Raw genomic sequence first — 17,213 nt, 5'->3', positions numbered from 1 at the left:
ATCATTGCTATTAAAGCATTGTGAAGCTGTTTGAAAAAATGGTTGGGCTAACCAGGTCTTAAAAAAGCTCGTAAAGCTTCTCAATTTTCAAAACGTTAATTACTGGAGTCGTTGCGAATTTATTTGCTTACGAATACAGTATGGGACGGAGATTTTGCAAGAAATCGAGTACCATTCAACTGAAACGTTTCAGACACTTTCTCATTGCGAGAGAGTGTCTTTTTTTGTTTACTTGCTAAATAATTGCTATCGAATTGGATTGCTTAAAAAATATTACAGCAGGTCTATTTTTGCCGCTACGATAATCAAAAAATTGTAAATTCAGCACTTCAATCTGTAATACCAACAATTAAATACTATGTACAGCCGGTAAGATTGCGGATGTCATTTTTACTCAGATATATTTATAAGAGGCACTATCTTGCTTTACAAACTAGTTGAATATCTTTATACTGTGACTATATTGTAAAACAAGTTAGGTAGGAGACGACATGGCTCAAAAATCATCATCGCAAATGTTAAAAGGAATTTTGTCTGGTAGTATTTTGATTCTTTTGGCTGAAGAATCTTTATATGGATACACATTAAGTGAAAAATTAGCAGATTTTGGTTTTGCGGAAATTCCCAAGGGAACAGTTTATCCGTTATTGCTTACTCTGGAAAAAAAAGGATACATTGAAGGACGTATGGAAGTTTCTCCGGATGGTCCCCAGCGAAAGTATTATTTTTTAACTGAAGCAGGAATAAAAGAAAAAAATAGCTTCATTCGGCAGTGGAAACAGCTAAAAAGCAACGTAGATTCTTTAATAGAAAGAGATGAAAAAAATGAAAACTGAAGATTTAATCCAATTAAATGCTGACTTGCAAACTAAGCTGACAAAAGTAAATGAAGAGTATTACGGTGATCTTTTGGTCTATGTGCGTACAATGTCTTTTTTGCGAGATGAGCAGCAAACAGAGGAAGTATTACTAAGTATTTTACAAGACATTTTAGATGCACAAAAAAGTGATATCACGGCTGAAGAATATTTTGGTAAAAACCCTAAAAAATTTGCTGACGAAATTTTGCAGCAGTTGTCCGTCAATCTTATAGATACGGGTAAGTTAGTCATTTATGCAATAGGGGCTTATTTTTTATTTTCAGCATTACCGAGCCTAATCAATCCAACGTCAGCTTTTGATTTGGGAACTTTTTTTGTCACAGGTATTTATGTAGGATTTTTCTCGGTTGCAGCTTTGTGGTTGCTAGGAAAAAGCATCTATCAGTCACAACGACTTTTCAAAGTGACGGCAGCGCTTCTTGGAGCGCTTTTATTTATTGGAGGAATAGCGCTGAGTATGCGCATTTCTACCCCGTTAAAAGTTTATTTTAATGGCCTCTTGGGAAGTGTTGTTATTTTAATAATCGCGCTTATTATCGGGTATATTTTATCAAAGCAGGCTGACAAAAAACTTTGGTTGCCGTTTGTGCCTATTTTAAGCACAAGTGCATTATTGGGTATTCTTTCTCGTGTACCGATATTTTCAAACTTCTTTGATTTTTCAACACAACAAGGAAAAATTGTTCTCATTATTACGTTGAGCATTGCTTTGTTTCTTCAATTTATGTTGTTATTTTGGATCGGCCGCAAATCTAAGCAAGTGAAGTAGTCAGAAGAAAAGTTTGAAGTCAGTAGTGTTGATGCTTCTCGTTCAGTACAACATAATGCTTACATGTCTACACTAAAACCAATGATTTGCTATGTTTATAAAAAAAGTGATCAAGATTTTGAGTGGGGAATCACAAATCTTATTTAAAAGAATGTAAAAAAGGTTTGGAACAGTATAGAAAAGAAACTCAAATAAAAGAATATGCAGAAGAGTACGATCGAACGTAATTTTTTCTCCGCCAAATGATATAAAATGGCGGAGAAAAGAGGTGGATGGCGGTGAAAGAATCCAATTATCAAGAGCTGAAAAAGTTGTCGCTTAGTCATGATTTGCTGAATATGCTGACAAAGATCCATGAATATAAAGGCAAGCAGGAGCTGCATCTCGCGACAAATCCGAGAATTTTAAGTAAACTGACGGATATGGCTTTAATCCAAAGTACCGAATTTTCTAATAAAATTGAAGGGATCGCGACTACAGATGGCCGTTTGAAACAAATCGTGGAAGAGAAAGTCAAACCGCGTAATCGAGATGAAGAAGAGATCGCAGGGTATCGTGATGTTTTAAAACTGATCCATGACAACTATGAAAATATCAATGTCGTGCCCAATGATATTTTGACGCTGCATAAAAATCTTTATAATTACTCGGCTAAAAGCTATAAGGGGAAATTCAAAAGCAGCGACAATGTTATCACTGAAAAAGATTTGGACGGAAATGAGTGCGTTCGGTTTGTGCCTGCACCTGCTTATTTGACACCCGATTTAATGGGCAATTTGTGTTATCAATATAATCAAGCGATCCAGAAAGCAGAAATTGACCCATTATTATTGATCCCATGCTTTGTTTTGGACTTTTTATCTTAGCGATGGAAATGGTCGGATGTCGCACTTACTGACATTACTGCTGTTGTACAAATCTGGTTATTTGGTAGGAAAGTATATCAGTATCGAAATGTTGATTGAAAAGTCGAAACAAACTTACTATGAAGCGTTGCAGGCAAGTTCCATTGGGTGGCTGAAAAATAAACAAGATTATACGCCGTTTGTCCGCTACTTATTGGGAATTATTTTAAAAGCTTATGAAGATTTTTCAGAACGTTTTGAAGTTGTGATCAATCGTGAACTGACACCGACCGAAAGACTGTTGGAAGAATTGCAAAAATCATTTGATCCGCTTAGCCGAGCAGATTTAGAAGTTCTGTTGCCTGATATCAGCCGAAGAACGATTGAACGTGCATTATCAGAGCTGCAAACAGCAGGTAAAATCGAGAAAATCGGGCAAGGACGATCAACTAAATACCGTCGACTGATTTGATTTAAAATCCAATGAAACGCATTGAATAAAAGTGTGAACTGTTTAGCCTATAGGTCACATTTGGCTAAAATGCTGAAAGTCCTTGTGCCCCAAGGTTTCAGCGTTGTTTTTTGTAGTTTTTCGATGTTTTTGTACTCCCTGTTAGATATGGGGGGAAATGCAAAATGGTTTGCGCCATTTTGCAAAAGGCTAAGCTCCACAGCAGGTATTGCTGAGGCAAAACTGCCTGCCAATTGGGATAGTATTAGCAATGGTTAAAGATTTCGCTTCGATTTTAAATATGTGAGTTATGTAGTGGAAGAATTAAAAACTTGTAGTGATGCTGATATGCCGATGTTTTTTGGTTACGAACTATGGTTACAAGTGCTTGAAATCCAAATTGATTTGATTATTTCAAATGCTTGTTGATTCGGTCTTTTTGACATTCAATAATATTGTTTGAAGCGACGGAACTGCCAACCAGGTCTTAAAAAAGCTCGTAAAGCTTCACAATTCTCAAAACGTTAATCGTTGTTATATCAACGATTCTAGACACTTTCCATTTTTTGGAGGGTGTCTTTTTTTATAAATTGGGACGATATCGGGGATGTATAATGTAATTTGTTCATATGGAATATACAAATAGCTATTTGTATTGAGAAATATATTTGAAGTTCATGATTTTATGGTATATATTTATGTTGAGATTAAATGGAGAATCAGTCGGGTGGAATAGGTGTGATTAAAAATCTAGCTAACAAATAAAGATATCAACTTAGAATAGGAGATGGTGAAAATAGAATTACAAGTTAGAATTGCTTATGAAACAGCAGAAATGCTTGAATTGCTGAAAGAATATTACCAAGAGCATAATGAAATTAATTTTACTAAGGGTGAAGTATTGTCAAAAGCAATTTTAGATACTTATGATACATGGAAAGAAACTGATTGGAACAAGATACTTAATTTACCAATAACTCTTGATAAAGAGTATGAGATTTCTTCTGGGGCATTACGACCTAAATTCCAAATCTCTAAGAATATAGAACCTAAAATTGAAGAATTAAAAAAAATGATACAAAAAAGTGTCAATACTAATTATGTAACTATTGGTTCAGCGATTAAATTTGTTTTACGACTGGCCATATATGAATTTCAAAATAAAAATGATATTTCTGTAGAGACTGTAATTTTTGAAATATTGGATAGTTTTGACCAAAAAGATATATCTGCAGAAACTAAGAATGTGCTCAAAGAATTTGTTAACGAAATAATGATCAAGCTTGAAGTAAATGATTTATTATAGTTTTGTAATTTCCAGAACTCATTAGGAGTTCTTTTTTTATTCAAAAAAACGTCAATTAAATGGAGAAATAGATGTTGACAACGGTTTGTAAGAAGGTGTATTATTCAGATATAAAAAGGAGAAATACAGGAGAATTTCAGGATGGCGATCTTTGACAACTGAATAGATACTCGCTAACAAACTTCTTCAAGATTTTTTAAGAAATACACTAACTAAGGTTATAACGGAGATATTTATTATGTCAGTAGATTTATTTACACGTAGCACAATAAAACAAACCGTTTATGCAACGGAACTTATGAAGCTTTGGGAAACTATAATTTCAGTTATGTTTTTAATGATGAGCATGAGGTTGAAGATAAGATTGAAGATCAAGCAATAGAATTGTTGCAAGATTATAATAAGTTTGCTAAAGCATTGAGCAAGCCAGAACTATGTGGTCTTTATGATGTTTTTACGTTAGAGCAAGCTTTGGTGATTATCTGCTACATGATTGTAGAATATCTAATGAAAGAAAAATAATAGATTGAATAATTGAATTTACACTAAGAGAAAAGGCTTAATTGCTTTTTATTTATATAAATACAAAGGAGAAAATGCGATGAACAGTACGGAATGGGTAAAAATATGGTTAAAAACTTGTGATGAAAATGGAATTCCACCATGGGAATTTGACTTTAAACAATTTTACAAGAGCGAAATATTTCCGAGCGCTAATAGTAATGATACTTCTCACTTAGAATCATGGCTAAAATATAAATATACGAAGGAGTTAAATAAAGCTAAATCTAATCCATTTACCGATTCTTTAAAAAAAATATACGAAGATGAAAATATTGAAGATGCCATGCTTCGTGATCCCGACAAAGTAGCATTTCCGATATATAACATATTGAAATGGCAAGAAACAGAACACAATGCTATTTGTGGAGATTCTATGAATTCTTTTTCAACAACATTTACACCACTTCTTTCGATTTCTAGAACACCGTTTTCTATAGAGAATACTAAAATTTGGATGGATTTATTTGACGAAGTACCAAATTTAAAGACAAAATTAAAGACTTGGTCTGAAAAGAGTGAGATTAAAAATATCACGAAATTTTATTTCAATAAAGAAAATCAAGTAAGAATAAAAAATAATAAAACAAAAATTAATTTGTTAGAGGAGATAGAAAAATTTGCTTCATTAACTCATTCTGTTGGAAACTATACTGTGATGTTATCTTGGATGAATCAGGGTAGAGGTATTGGGAATGTAGGTGATTATTGGGATTTAACTTTGAAAGATTTAAAGGAATTCTTCTTGAATATTGATAACGGAAATTTAGGTGGAGATTTTTGGAAAAAATTTGTTAAAAAATATTATTTACAACCATTTGTAAACAATAATTATTCTGTTGGCGAATTATGGAAAGGTCATTTTGTTAAGGGGATATACCCAGAAAATATTGATGACTTTGAGCAATTTTACCGGAATGTCAATTTGCTAATTGAAGAACGAGGAAAATGGATGACTAAAATACTTTGTGAGAAACTCAACTTAACAAATTTAGAATTTTACAAGGATGATTTGGTGAACATGGAAAAGATTCGATTTTTTAATGACATTATTAATAGACAAACTTAGCAAGGTAAAAAAATGACCTTGCTTCCTTACTTGAAAATAATTGTTGTGCTAGTAAATAAAATAAAGGGATTTTTAAAATAAGCGATAAATTTTAAGAGAATATAGTCTTTGTATTCGCTGTACGACTAATTTTAACGATTGCTTTACCACAACAAAAATACTTTTTGGAACTACAGGAACAATTTTAGCAGTACTTGTTCTATATTTTGAAGCAAAAGTACGTATTAAAAATATAATCGCATTCTTTCGTGGACAGTAGAAAGAAATGAGATTCTATTATCTGCTACAAGAATGTATTAGAAAAAAAACAAATTTCTCTTCTCTCCCCTCAAACTTTCAAAAAAATAAGGATAACTTTTTAGAATATCCTAATTTATTACAATGTTTTAGATTTTTAATAGTAATTGCAGCTGCTAGCTTGATTATTATTTCGTTTTCTTTTAAGGATGTAATAGTAATTTTGTTAACTTAGTCTACTTGTATAGTTATATTCATAAAATAGTTTTTTGATTGAAAAAGTTAATGTGATAATTTTGAAAAGAATTTTACATTGACTGGCTACTTTTAGAATTTATGGTGGCGATAATCTATACTTTGAAAAAATATGTAACAATTTGTCTCGAATCGAAAGAAAAAAAGGACTTTCGGGAAATCAGAGACTGATGGCATTCAGCGCAGATGTAGAGTGCCTTAAAGCACTGTCTAGTGCTTATTTTGAGGTTGTTGGAAATGCTAACTGAAGAGGACATAATTTCAAAGAGACATAAGCACTCAAAGTATAAGTATGATAAGAGTGAGTATATCTCTATAGCTAATTTTAAATACGAAAGTATCAAACAAGGCAAGCAGATTCGATCGAGGATCAATCAACTTGAAAATTATTTTTATTAAGGTGGAGGAAAATATGAACGAAATTAATGAGCAAAGCCTTCAAGGAAAATATACTTTTTTTACTGAATCAGGAAGTACTTATATTTTAATAATTGATGAAAATCGAAAAGTGTGGTTAGAAAGAAAGAATGAAAATAGTGACTTGTCTTTAAGACGAGATAACGAAAAATTGTATGTCCAAGAAATCGTGCGATTACAGGTAGGCCTATCGGCTGTGTTTGTTCTTGAACCTCTTGGCAAAGGAGAAGTAACTACACGTATTACTTCAAAAGTTTTAGAAATAGTCTAGTGATAGGTAAGTGTGATAAAAGCTGATTGGAGTAAGAAGAAAACATTGGAACGATTGTACTTGCAACGAGGAGAATAAATATTTGAGTGACAAACTGATCTGAAGACTTTTATGATGAGCATCAAAATATATTTCAATTTTTTGAGTTTAGATTGAGTGAAATTTTGTCTGCTATTCTATCTCTAGTTGTGCAATGATGTGGATTTAATTTTGATAAACTAAAATTTTTGGAAATAAGTTATTCACTATTCAATACACTTTTTGACAAAGGAGTAACAGTTATGGCAAAAATTTATGCTGTTAGTGATATACATGGCTGCTATAAAGCTTTTAGACAAGTATTACGATTAATTGATTTGAGTGTTTCAAAAGAGAACCAGTTATATTTATTAGGAGATTATGTTGATGGTGGTAAAGATTCCTATCGTATATTAAAACAGATTATGAAACTAGAACAGAAATACCCAGAGCAGATAAAAGTGTTGTGGGGCAATCATGATGAAGCCTTTATGAATTGGTTAGAACAAAAAGATAATGATTTATTTGGTTATTTGAGTAGTGGTGGTGTTTCCACAATTAAAAGTTTTTTTAGAGATAACCCAGAGGAGTACAATATCATAGTTAAGAATGCAGACGGTAAGTCAAAACGTGCTATGGTGCAGGACTTGATTACTGCAATCAAGTCTGTAGGCAATAAAACGGGTCTTATAAAATGGCTACATAAAAAAGACGCCGCTTCACGTTTTATTGAAACCGATAATCAAATATTCGTTCATGCTGGAATTGCTGAGTACCCGGATGGACTCTGGAAGTATGCTACTGCTGACGAAGAATTTACTAATATGTATCCACCTAAAACGGGGTCTTTTTACAAAGATATTATCGCTGGACATGTTTGGAGCACTGAGGTATCGAAAGATTTATCGTATGCCGGAAAAGTATATTGGGATGGAGAAAGTCATTTCTTTATTGATGGCAATGTTTTGGCTACAAAAAATATTCCCGTTCTAGAATATGATACAGAAACAAAAAAGTATTTCAGCTTTGAAAAAAATACTGAAACCGATTCCTTAATTAAATATGAAATTAAGTGATTGCATAATCAAGGCTTAATGTATGTGAGAAAATATCGAATTTGAATAAATAGAAGGATGTGGGTCAAAATATTAATGGAGATGTTCACACTTTAACGATTGATCTAAATAAAAAAGTCTGAGTACCTATTAAACAATAGGTTAGATTTATATAGTGGAGAAGATATAATCAAAGATATTTTCTAATTTGAAAATGAGCACCGCTTAACCTTGCCAATAGCCCGATTAATCGAAGTCGATTTTAAAACTATTTATATGGGTAAAATAGCAGAAAAAAAATTTAGAAATTTCGTTATTTTAAAACGAAAAGCTGCTTAATGAATTGACTATAAGTATTTTTGAGATAGGAATGAAATTTTATGCTATACCAGGAAAACTTATTGTTGCCTACTAGAGGCGGAAATTTGATGTATAAAGATATAGATAAAATAAGTATTGATAAATTTACAGCAGTTAGATGTTTAATGAAATTGGAGATGTTTAAATGATTAATTTTACTTTTGAAAATTATTTACAACAAGATAGTGCTATGAGAATTGATGAGGCGTTAGAAATTTATAATGGCATTATGGGACAAGCTGATAAAGAGGACGAAGATTTTCGTACATTATGGGAAGATTTAATAGATGAAGCAAGTAAGTATGTAATAGTCCGTTCTAAATGGGCCCTCCAAACACAAGATGAACGGATTAGTGTTGATGCTTCTCGTTCAGCACAACATAATGCTTACATGTCTACACTAGAACCAATGATTCGTTATGTTTATAAAAAAAGTGATCAGGATTTTGAGTGGGGAAATTTGTTAGGTGATCGTAAAAAAAATCGAAAAAGATGGGGAGACTTTGCAGGTTATCTGCTCCTATTCAATACCTTAGGAAATCGCTAAAAGCATAAGAAATATAAAGTCTAAAAAGCTAGTATTCTTTAAAACGGCTGAAGGATAATAAAAAGTTTGCACTGAAATAATTAAGTGATCTCCCAAGTCTCATAGCAATACTAAAATTATAAAGAGCCGTATAAATCAGATATTTGAAATTGTAGAATTATTGTAGCACACAGAATATAATCGCATCGAAAAAAACAACAAAAGAAAAGAGTTAGAGGGAAAGTTCATGGATGCCAAGAGCTTATGATTTGGATAGATACAGTTCAAGAAGAATTTGAGAGTGGGAAATTGATTAGATAAGACGTTGTACTATTTATGCTGACTTTTATTTTAAGAGCTTGTAAAATGAACTACCTCACTTGTTAGGCTGAATAAGCATTCAAACTAGTAGTCAAATTTCATGTATATTCAGAAGAAAATTGAAATTGATAAAGTGCCATATTTTGATACGATAAAATAAAGTTTGTATTTTTATTGTATTTAGTTGGGATGTTTTTCAGATAGTATTCTGGATTGGTACATGGAACATATTTTGTTCTTATTTCAATAACTCCTGCGTAATTCTTTTCTAGAAAGTAATCCGGTTGCGAGTATATTGTTAGGTTACTATCAAAGCGTGGAACAATTGTCATGATGTTTTTTTAAATAATTTAAGGGTGAATATTATGAAAAGAATGAGATATGCTGCTATGTTAAGCGCAACTTTATTATCCTTAACATTCTTAGTAGGGTGCAATACTCATGAAAAACAAAGTATGTCTAAAATTTCTAGTGATACTACATCTGCTACCAAGAAAGAGGATACTTCTGATTCAAGTGAAACATTAGAATCTAGCTCATCTACCTCTTTAAAAACTTCTACCAGCGACTCCTTGGAATTCACTAGTGAGACTGAAAAAGACATACAGTCCGTTAATGTCAAAGAAATTCTATCTACTGATAACGTTCAGAAATATGTAGACGCTTACAATAAGTTTACCATGCAAGGTAACCCTTTTCCTCCAACTCAACGAGGGCTTACTGTAAGTAATGAAATATATTCTGCATCTGGATTAGAAGGTGCTGAATATGGTGATAGATTTTGGGGCATAATTGATTATTATGGGAATGCAGTTGAGCAAGGTTGGATTTCGCAAGAGCAAGCTAGTCAAGCAAAAAAAGAAGCTATCAACAAGCTACAAAGTGGGGGATATGCGTTACATTCGAAAAATGAAACGCAGCAGGTTACTGCTGAAAATGCAGCTCAATATGCAGAAAAATTTAATCAAGAAACTTTAGGCTGGGCATTACAATATATGCAAACAATACAAGATAGCGAAGAAAATTTTCAGGTATATTTTATCAGTCAAGACCCTACTGAAAAAGCAAAAAAGGGCTATTTTCTAGTAACAAAAGATAGAATGGTATCCAGATATTCAAACGGTGGGGGAGTATTATCAGATCCAATAGAGGTAACTTTACCTTAAAAACTTTTGCAACATTTTGGAAGCGTTTTTATTGCGAGAGAGTATCTTTTTTGTTTGCTCACTATATTAAAAATAAGGTAACGATTGTTTAACTTGAGAAATAATTTAGCTTAGATAAAGTAAATTTAGTTTCTTTTTTATCGTGTAGACCACCAATATGGGAAAAAATAGCAAGCATAGTTTCGCTTTTTTTTTAACGATATTTTTTTGAGGTAAACTGAAACTAGTAAATTTAAGCAAACGTGAATGGAGGTGTCATCAGATGACGGAAAAAAATTATGGCGAAACCTTTAGAAAAATCCGTAAAAGTAAAGGTTTTACAGTTAAAGAAGTAACTGATGGAATTGTAAGCCCGCAATTTTTAAACAAATTTGAAAAAGGCGATTCAAAAATAACGGTTGATAATTTAACACTACTGTTAAATCGAATCTTTATGTCATGGAAAGAATTCATGCAAATTCATGATGGCAACACGCTTGATCAACTTGAGAAATTCAGTAATGTGGCAAATCAGTTAATCTATTCGAAAAAGTACTATGAACTTGACCAACTTGCTAAGCAATTTGAAAAAGCATACGAAAGTGACGGATTTGCTAAAGATCTTCATCTTAGCCTAATTATAAAAGCAGGGTTTTATTACAACATCAATAAGACCATTTCAGATCAAGATATTAAGTCCATACGTAAGCATTTGCAGCAGATTGATAACTGGTATGAATATGAAAACTTTATTTTTGGTAGTTTTATTCATTTTTTGCCAGCAGAAGATGTGATGCTTTACTACAAGCGTGTAGCCAGAAATTTTGAGCGACAAAGAAAAGAGCATATCGATGATAGGCCAGAGACAGTTCAATTAATTACCTTTATCGTTAGTTTTTTTGTTGATCGTCGAAGACTAGATTTGGCGCAAGAAGTGATTAATGAATCAAGAGAATATATGGAAGTAGATGATGATCCGACCGATCTCTTTTATCGTGTCATCTATAAAAGTAAAGTAGCCTTGATTAAAATTTTGCAAGGAAATGTAGCGGAGGGGAAAGCTGAATGTGAGGGATATATCCAGGCGTTGAAATTGATTGGTAATTATCCGACGACGATCAATAGTTTGTTTATAGATTTAAACAAGGCGTTGTCAGAGGTGAATAACAGTCAAAATGGAACCAAATAGGAAAATGTATTGTCTCAATTAATCGAGTAATGCCCAACAATAAATGATAAAGGCATTGCAGAAACAAAGATAAAATAAATAGTGTGTATGTTAACTACTTTTTGAAATGCTTTCTGACTTTAAGGTCAGGAATTCTTGTATGGAATAAATGGTTTCACATTTAGAAAGAGTATCGTTTTTAGAAATCGTAAGGTATTGCTAAAAAGTAAGTGAGGAGATTGTGAGATGGCAGAGTTAAGCGGAAATACTGTACCAGGGATTACAGAAAAAGAGTTTCAAAATATTAATAACTATATTCGTCAATCAATAGATTCGGGAAGTTATTACTTATTGAAGGGTGGTAGCGTAGACGCAGCTGATGCAAAATTTGGTAATCCGAAAATTACAACAAATGTTGTGATGCGATATGTCGGATTTTTTGGAAATGGAGCGGACAAAGGTCCAAATTGGATAAAAAAATTCAAGCAGAGCCATCCCGCTATTAGCGATGATGAAATTTATGATTTGTGGGGAAATTATTTACATAATCTGTCTTCGTATTATATTGAAGGCGATAGATATATTGCAAGTCCAAGTTTCCGATCTGTACTACTAGATTATGCACAACAAAAAGCAAATGCGACTACGACTACACCTTACCGACCAGATTTATCACCGCGAAGATCTAATAATGCAAGACCAGAAAGTACAAATAAGGCTGAAGAAGATGGTTCTTTGGCAGTGGTAGGTTGTGCTGGTATTTTGATTATTTTGGTAATTATTTATTTTATTTTTATTAGATAAAATTATTGAGATGTAAAGGAGAATTGGTATGAATAAAAGAGCTACAGAATTTGAAAAATGGTTAAGGTTAACTGAACAAGCGAAATCCAATAAAGCTGAAGTGATTGGCAAGGGCATTAGTAAATTAAATATTCCAGGTGAAACAGAAGCTGATTTTTACAAGCTGGATACTGAAGAAGCGGTAAAAGAGAAGATTGCTTTTTATCGGCAACAACCAAATTGGCAAGAAGTAAATAAGGCTGTCAGCAACGGCTTATTTTTGGCAGTTCTAAATCACTATAGTGAATTTATGAAGGAAAGAGAATTTGTTACGAAAGCACAAGCGCAATTTGAAAAATGGTTACGCGATAACGACTTAGCAAAATCGAATAAGGCAGATGTTATTACAAAAGGAATCTATAAATTAAATATTCCAAATGAAACAGCAAGCAAATTTTTTGCTTTACCAACGTCGGATTTGATCGAAAATAAAATTGCCTTTTACAAACAACAACCGCAATGGGATGAAGTAAATAAAAGCATGAGTAATGGCTTATTCCAAGCTGTTTTAAACCATTATCTTACGTACAAACGAAGCTAAAAGTTTAGTAGAGTAAACGCTACTGTTGTTTATGAAATAGTCTTACTGAAAAATTATTTTAGGTGTTGATTATGCTCCATAAAAAGGAAAATCAATCCTAGCTACGCTACAAAAAAATATTGTAAAAAAACGTTGAGGATTGACCTTTATGCAATTTTGGTTGAAATTCTTACAAAATCAATAAGTACAACAGACATCTCCAATAAATGAGATGTCTGTTATTTATTTTTGTTTAACTTATCTTTTTTTAGTTGTGAAAGTAGGCTCATTGCTGCTAACTGTCTTTTGTGATTGAAGAAATTTTTACAAAAGGAAAAGTAGGACAAAGGATCTATCTTTCGATTGTGGCTCACAGCCAGAATTTAGTCTGCAATTTGCTATAATAGAAGAAAAGAAGAGGTGGAGGTATTTAAGATGTCAGAAGAATTTTCACCAAAGGCTGCTTTTGAATCGATTCGGCAACAACGTTATGAGCCAAGTCGTTTTTTTATGGACTTCCATATTGCTGGGTTTGCTTATTATGATGGCTTGGAAGTTATTGAGAATTTAAAGATAGGAAGGGTGGTAAATCTAGTAGGCGAGCCAGATAATCCTCGTGATCCTGAAGCAGTTGCTATTTATTATGAAGGGAAAAAATTAGGTTATATGCCTAGCAGTAAAAATACGATGTTCAGTACTTTCTTGTATTTTGGACACAGTGATTTATTCGAGGCGCGCATTCAAACTGTCAATCTTGAAAACCATCCTGAACGACAATTCCGCGTAGTGGTACGAATAAAAGATAACCGCCAAGAAAAATAACAGTGTTAAAGCTCTTTGATCTGTGTAGGCAGGATCAAAGAGCTTTTATTCTCGCTGGAAATGGGAGTATTTATAGGTAAATGTTATAATAAAAAATTGTTTTTATAGGGTATTTTTGAACATTTACAATCAGAAAATTTCTTCGTAAGTTTAACTGACAGTATTTATTGTAATATTACTTTTGTAAGATGTTATTACGGGTTGTTTTTAATACTTAATACACTCCTCTTAAAAGTATTATTTTTGTTATTATGTAAAATATTAAGCAAAAAGAGGTACTAATGCTATAATTTATGTATGCGCTATTATGGAATTAGTAAAGTTAGGGAGGATAATTATGGTAAATCGAGAATCAAAATATAGAATTGAAGCTACGACTTTTAGCGATTTAGATAAAATGTTAATTTTACCGTCTTTTCAAAGGAAACTTGTGTGGTCTAAGATGGAAAAAAAGAATTTCATAGAAACTTTACATAGAGGACATCCATTTGGATCAATATTGGTATATAAGTATCCTAATGAAACTAAATTATCTTTGATCGATGGTTTGCAACGGTTTACAACAATTAGAGATTATCGTGATAATCCTCACGAGTATATTCCAATTGAGAATTTTATCCAAGAATTGTTTAATATTATTTCGAGTGAGGATCTTCCTAGACCAACTAGAGAGCATCATAAGAAAATCATTGAAAAAAGTTTGAAGAAATTCATTGCGAGTCGAGATGAGAAAAATAGTAATTCACTGGCTTTATTTGAGCTTTTGAAGGGTGATTTCGAAGCGGTAGGCGTAAAAGTTGATAAGTTAGAAGAAATAGTGAAAATTCAGGATAAGGTAATTAATGATCTTGATGGGTATTTAAATATATATGAAATCGCTATTCCTACCATTGTTTTTACCGGTTCGGATACAGAGCTGGCTACCGTTTTTGAAAATCTAAATCGAGGGGGAAAAAAGTTATCAAAATATCAAGTTTTTGCAGCGCAATGGGACAAATATAGCGTGAAACTTTCGAATAAGGAATATGCAAAAACTCTCTTAGAAAAAACGATTGAATGGTATGAAACACTTGTAGAAGAACGTGGCATTGAAATAGAAAATTTTAATCCAGAGTCTATGCAAAAAGATGGAGAGATAAATATTGCTGAACTCTGTTTTGCTTTTGGGAAAATGATTTTAGAAAGGGTGCCAGTTTTTTGGAATTTTAAAAACGATGATTTGGCAAATGAAATTGGGTACTCAACGATGGCGATTATGTTGGAAATTAGAAATAAAGATCTAAGTACGATTATATCCAATGAAAATAGAGGCTTATTTGATGATTCTGATATGTTGGAGACTCTGCTGTATTCTTCTTTAGCGATATATGAAGATATAAACAGATTATTTCAGAAATATCTTCAGACTCCAGGAGATCCGTCTAACTTTAAATATTCAATAGGATCAAATTTTCAAATATTATCTTTTTTTGCCGCATTTTGGAATACTCGCTATAAATTGGATAAAATACAACGTAAGTTGCAGACAATTAACGGATCAAATAGAGAAACGAAGGCTATTAGAAGTAATCTAATTAAATGGTATGTATATGATATTTTAGAAGGAAATTGGTCAGGTACTGGAGATAGTAAGTTAGATCAGATTGCAATCGAGCATAACAATAAGTACCTGAAGGAAGTTTCAGCAGACACTCTTAATGATTCTATGCAAAAATGGTACGACGAGCAATTGCAAAAAAGGTCAATAAATTTTGAGCCGGTCGCAAAGATGTTATATACGATTAATGCTTCTTTTAATTACAATAACTACACAGCAACTAGCTACGACTTAGAACATGTGATTCCTAAAAAATTAATTAATAAAATTTCTACTGTTCATACAATTCCAGGAGGAACATTGGGAAATTTAATGTTTTTAGATTCGTCAACTAATAGGGGTAAGAAGGAACAATTTATGTATAACTATATAGATGATAATATCGGTGTCCTTACACAGGAGTTCATTGACTTAAATTATTATCCAATTAAAGCTCAATTAACGGATGTCAAAATAGAAATAGAGAAAAAAGGAGGCGATTACTCTAATACACAATCGGTAATAAAAAACAGGGGGAATTCAATCCTTAATTCATTAATGAAAAATTTGAAATAATTTTTATCAAACAATCTTTATGTAAGTAAAATAGAATATAACTTAAAAATATACTATAAAAGAAAAGCTTGGTTATGCGGACAAAGAGATCATTTCAGCATAACCAAGCTTCTTATGCACATTTGACTAGCAAATATAAAAAACAAGGGTAAATTTAAAGGTTAAGATAATTGTTTTACAGACAATTGGATGCTATAAGAAAAATTGAGGAGATTGGGAAAGGGCAGAATTAAATTCAAAGACACTGTACCAAGCATTATGGAATAGCGCGGATATTTTGCGTTCAAAAATGGATGCAATTGAATATAAAAATTATTTATTGGGTTTAGTTTTCTATAAGTATTTATCTGACACAATGTTATATTCCGCAGCTGAACTATTAGAAGTAGAAGTTGCTGATTTAAACGAGGCACAAAAAATTTACGTGAAGTTGCCAATCAGCCTAGTGCCATCCAAGTGGATAATTTGAATGCTGCTGAGTTGAAGAAATTTGTAAAGGCGTATCAGAAATTTGATCGGACTTATGCAGCAATTCAAGGTTACACTGATTTTGAGCCAGAACAAATCGGCACAGAGTTTCCCATTCAAGTAAGAGAAATTGAAGAGTATAACGGTAAATATGTGAATGCGATTGAAGAATTACGTGGAGGTGATGGTCCCGAGGTAGTTGATATCGATATTTTCTACGAATTAGCAACTGTCAAAACTGAAGAAATCAATTATGAGTATATCTTGCTGCTGATTCAAGCTTTCGTACCTAGTGGCGATGACGAATATGAACTAGTGGCAAAAGAAGATCAAAAGGCGACAGCAGAAGTAAATCGTTATATTGATGATTTAGCAAAAAACAACGAAAAACTTGCAAGTCTGATCCGTAAGTTGTGGCAAGGTGTCATTTTGAACCCGGAAAACTATCGGGATCAAAATATTTCCAATATTTTGGAGACCATGATCCAAGACAAACAATATCAGATGGTCAAAAATTTTTCAAAAAAATGGCAAGTCGATGAAAGTGATGCACGTTATCTGGTGGCAAACTATAATCCGAAGAAGCAACATCAAGTTGGCGAAAAAGAACTTGTCCGTCCTGAAAACTTTGAACGCTACAAATCAACCTCAGGACAAACATTATCAAGGATAAAATATCGCAAGCAAGTTTGCAGTGATTTTAATGAATTAATGGAAAAAGAAATTTTACCGTTACAAAAGCGGTAAGTAGTT

Annotated in this window: 17 protein-coding genes and 2 pseudogenes; 18 read left to right on the top strand and 1 reads right to left on the bottom strand. The window is 32.5% G+C overall.

Going from position 1 to position 17,213, the window contains the following annotated elements; all coding sequences use genetic code 11:
• Nucleotides 1–491 precede the first annotated feature (491 nt).
• From AC6R0T_RS12775 to AC6R0T_RS12730, 10 genes and pseudogenes are all read left to right on the top strand, one after another.
• Nucleotides 492–836, top strand: coding sequence for a PadR family transcriptional regulator (locus tag AC6R0T_RS12775; RefSeq protein ID WP_230711166.1), 345 nt, complete (start codon nt 492–494; stop codon nt 834–836).
• Nucleotides 826–1,650, top strand: a complete 825-nt coding sequence (locus AC6R0T_RS12770; RefSeq protein ID WP_303754203.1) for a DUF1129 domain-containing protein — start codon at nt 826–828, stop codon at nt 1,648–1,650. Before AC6R0T_RS12775 ends, AC6R0T_RS12770 begins: the two co-directional genes overlap by 11 nt.
• 272 nt (nt 1,651–1,922) lie before the next feature.
• A pseudogene (locus tag AC6R0T_RS12765) lies at nt 1,923–2,967 on the top strand (Fic family protein).
• A gap of 282 nt (nt 2,968–3,249) precedes the next feature.
• Complete coding sequence (locus AC6R0T_RS12760) at nt 3,250–3,375, top strand: hypothetical protein (protein WP_526159464.1); 126 nt, start codon at nt 3,250–3,252, stop codon at nt 3,373–3,375.
• A gap of 361 nt (nt 3,376–3,736) precedes the next feature.
• Nucleotides 3,737–4,252: a hypothetical protein gene (locus AC6R0T_RS12755; protein ID WP_206903233.1), complete on the top strand. Its 516-nt coding sequence runs from the start codon at nt 3,737–3,739 to the stop codon at nt 4,250–4,252.
• Nucleotides 4,253–4,558: 306 nt separating this feature from the next.
• Complete coding sequence (locus AC6R0T_RS12750; protein ID WP_303754202.1) at nt 4,559–4,774, top strand: hypothetical protein; 216 nt, start codon at nt 4,559–4,561, stop codon at nt 4,772–4,774.
• A 79-nt stretch (nt 4,775–4,853) separates the two neighbouring features.
• Nucleotides 4,854–5,882 carry a hypothetical protein gene (locus AC6R0T_RS12745; RefSeq protein ID WP_303754201.1) on the top strand — a complete coding sequence of 343 codons (1,029 nt, stop codon included), beginning with the start codon at nt 4,854–4,856 and terminating at the stop codon, nt 5,880–5,882.
• A gap of 904 nt (nt 5,883–6,786) precedes the next feature.
• On the top strand, nt 6,787–7,062 hold the full coding sequence (locus tag AC6R0T_RS12740; RefSeq protein ID WP_303754200.1) for a hypothetical protein: 276 nt from the start codon (nt 6,787–6,789) through the stop codon (nt 7,060–7,062).
• Between the two features lie 281 nt (nt 7,063–7,343).
• On the top strand, nt 7,344–8,156 hold the full coding sequence (locus AC6R0T_RS12735; RefSeq protein WP_303754199.1) for a metallophosphoesterase: 813 nt from the start codon (nt 7,344–7,346) through the stop codon (nt 8,154–8,156).
• A gap of 484 nt (nt 8,157–8,640) precedes the next feature.
• Nucleotides 8,641–9,042 (top strand): hypothetical protein, encoded by a 402-nt coding sequence (locus AC6R0T_RS12730; RefSeq protein ID WP_303754198.1) that lies wholly within the window; start codon nt 8,641–8,643, stop codon nt 9,040–9,042.
• Nucleotides 9,043–9,440: 398 nt separating this feature from the next.
• Here AC6R0T_RS12730 and AC6R0T_RS12725 read toward each other — a convergent pair whose 3' ends face one another.
• Nucleotides 9,441–9,674 carry a hypothetical protein gene (locus AC6R0T_RS12725; RefSeq protein WP_526159461.1) on the bottom strand — a complete coding sequence of 78 codons (234 nt, stop codon included), beginning with the start codon at nt 9,672–9,674 and terminating at the stop codon, nt 9,441–9,443.
• A 24-nt stretch (nt 9,675–9,698) separates the two neighbouring features.
• On the opposite strand from AC6R0T_RS12725, the gene AC6R0T_RS12720 reads away from it, so the two are divergent.
• From AC6R0T_RS12720 to AC6R0T_RS12685, 8 genes and pseudogenes are all read left to right on the top strand, one after another.
• Nucleotides 9,699–10,508 carry a hypothetical protein gene (locus AC6R0T_RS12720; protein WP_526159459.1) on the top strand — a complete coding sequence of 270 codons (810 nt, stop codon included), beginning with the start codon at nt 9,699–9,701 and terminating at the stop codon, nt 10,506–10,508.
• Between the two features lie 262 nt (nt 10,509–10,770).
• On the top strand, nt 10,771–11,676 hold the full coding sequence (locus AC6R0T_RS12715) for an Rgg/GadR/MutR family transcriptional regulator (RefSeq protein WP_303754196.1): 906 nt from the start codon (nt 10,771–10,773) through the stop codon (nt 11,674–11,676).
• Between the two features lie 225 nt (nt 11,677–11,901).
• The gene (locus tag AC6R0T_RS12710) at nt 11,902–12,459 is read left to right on the top strand and encodes a hypothetical protein (protein ID WP_303754195.1); all 558 of its coding nucleotides are present in this window, start codon (nt 11,902–11,904) and stop codon (nt 12,457–12,459) included.
• A 28-nt stretch (nt 12,460–12,487) separates the two neighbouring features.
• On the top strand, nt 12,488–13,039 hold the full coding sequence (locus AC6R0T_RS12705) for a hypothetical protein (protein WP_206903242.1): 552 nt from the start codon (nt 12,488–12,490) through the stop codon (nt 13,037–13,039).
• Nucleotides 13,040–13,453: 414 nt separating this feature from the next.
• Complete coding sequence (locus tag AC6R0T_RS12700) at nt 13,454–13,840, top strand: HIRAN domain-containing protein (RefSeq protein WP_303754194.1); 387 nt, start codon at nt 13,454–13,456, stop codon at nt 13,838–13,840.
• A 337-nt stretch (nt 13,841–14,177) separates the two neighbouring features.
• A complete protein-coding gene (locus AC6R0T_RS12695; protein ID WP_303754193.1) occupies nt 14,178–15,992 on the top strand; it encodes a DUF262 domain-containing protein in 1,815 nt (604 codons plus the stop codon).
• A 244-nt stretch (nt 15,993–16,236) separates the two neighbouring features.
• Nucleotides 16,237–16,416 (top strand): annotated as a pseudogene (locus AC6R0T_RS12690) (type I restriction-modification system subunit M N-terminal domain-containing protein); the annotation flags it as partial.
• Between the two features lie 32 nt (nt 16,417–16,448).
• The gene (locus tag AC6R0T_RS12685) at nt 16,449–17,207 is read left to right on the top strand and encodes a type I restriction endonuclease subunit R, EcoR124 family (protein ID WP_500559749.1); all 759 of its coding nucleotides are present in this window, start codon (nt 16,449–16,451) and stop codon (nt 17,205–17,207) included.
• Nucleotides 17,208–17,213: the final 6 nt, after the last annotated feature.

This window comes from Enterococcus sp. S86.2, from assembly GCF_059834485.2.
This window is presented reverse-complemented; position numbering and strand designations above follow the sequence as displayed.

Excerpts from the sequence above, each read along its gene's own strand:
- AC6R0T_RS12775 (WP_230711166.1), top strand. The coding sequence starts at position 492 with ATGGCTCAAAAATCATCATCGCAAATGTTAAAAGGAATTTTGTCTGGT.
- AC6R0T_RS12770 (WP_303754203.1), top strand. The coding sequence starts at position 826 with ATGAAAACTGAAGATTTAATCCAATTAAATGCTGACTTGCAAACTAAG.
- AC6R0T_RS12745 (WP_303754201.1), top strand. The coding sequence starts at position 4,854 with ATGAACAGTACGGAATGGGTAAAAATATGGTTAAAAACTTGTGATGAA.
- AC6R0T_RS12740 (WP_303754200.1), top strand. The coding sequence starts at position 6,787 with ATGAACGAAATTAATGAGCAAAGCCTTCAAGGAAAATATACTTTTTTT.
- AC6R0T_RS12735 (WP_303754199.1), top strand. The coding sequence starts at position 7,344 with ATGGCAAAAATTTATGCTGTTAGTGATATACATGGCTGCTATAAAGCT.
- AC6R0T_RS12730 (WP_303754198.1), top strand. The coding sequence starts at position 8,641 with ATGATTAATTTTACTTTTGAAAATTATTTACAACAAGATAGTGCTATG.
- AC6R0T_RS12725 (WP_526159461.1), bottom strand. The coding sequence starts at position 9,674 with ATGACAATTGTTCCACGCTTTGATAGTAACCTAACAATATACTCGCAA.
- AC6R0T_RS12715 (WP_303754196.1), top strand. The coding sequence starts at position 10,771 with ATGACGGAAAAAAATTATGGCGAAACCTTTAGAAAAATCCGTAAAAGT.
- AC6R0T_RS12710 (WP_303754195.1), top strand. The coding sequence starts at position 11,902 with ATGGCAGAGTTAAGCGGAAATACTGTACCAGGGATTACAGAAAAAGAG.
- AC6R0T_RS12705 (WP_206903242.1), top strand. The coding sequence starts at position 12,488 with ATGAATAAAAGAGCTACAGAATTTGAAAAATGGTTAAGGTTAACTGAA.
- AC6R0T_RS12700 (WP_303754194.1), top strand. The coding sequence starts at position 13,454 with ATGTCAGAAGAATTTTCACCAAAGGCTGCTTTTGAATCGATTCGGCAA.
- AC6R0T_RS12695 (WP_303754193.1), top strand. The coding sequence starts at position 14,178 with ATGGTAAATCGAGAATCAAAATATAGAATTGAAGCTACGACTTTTAGC.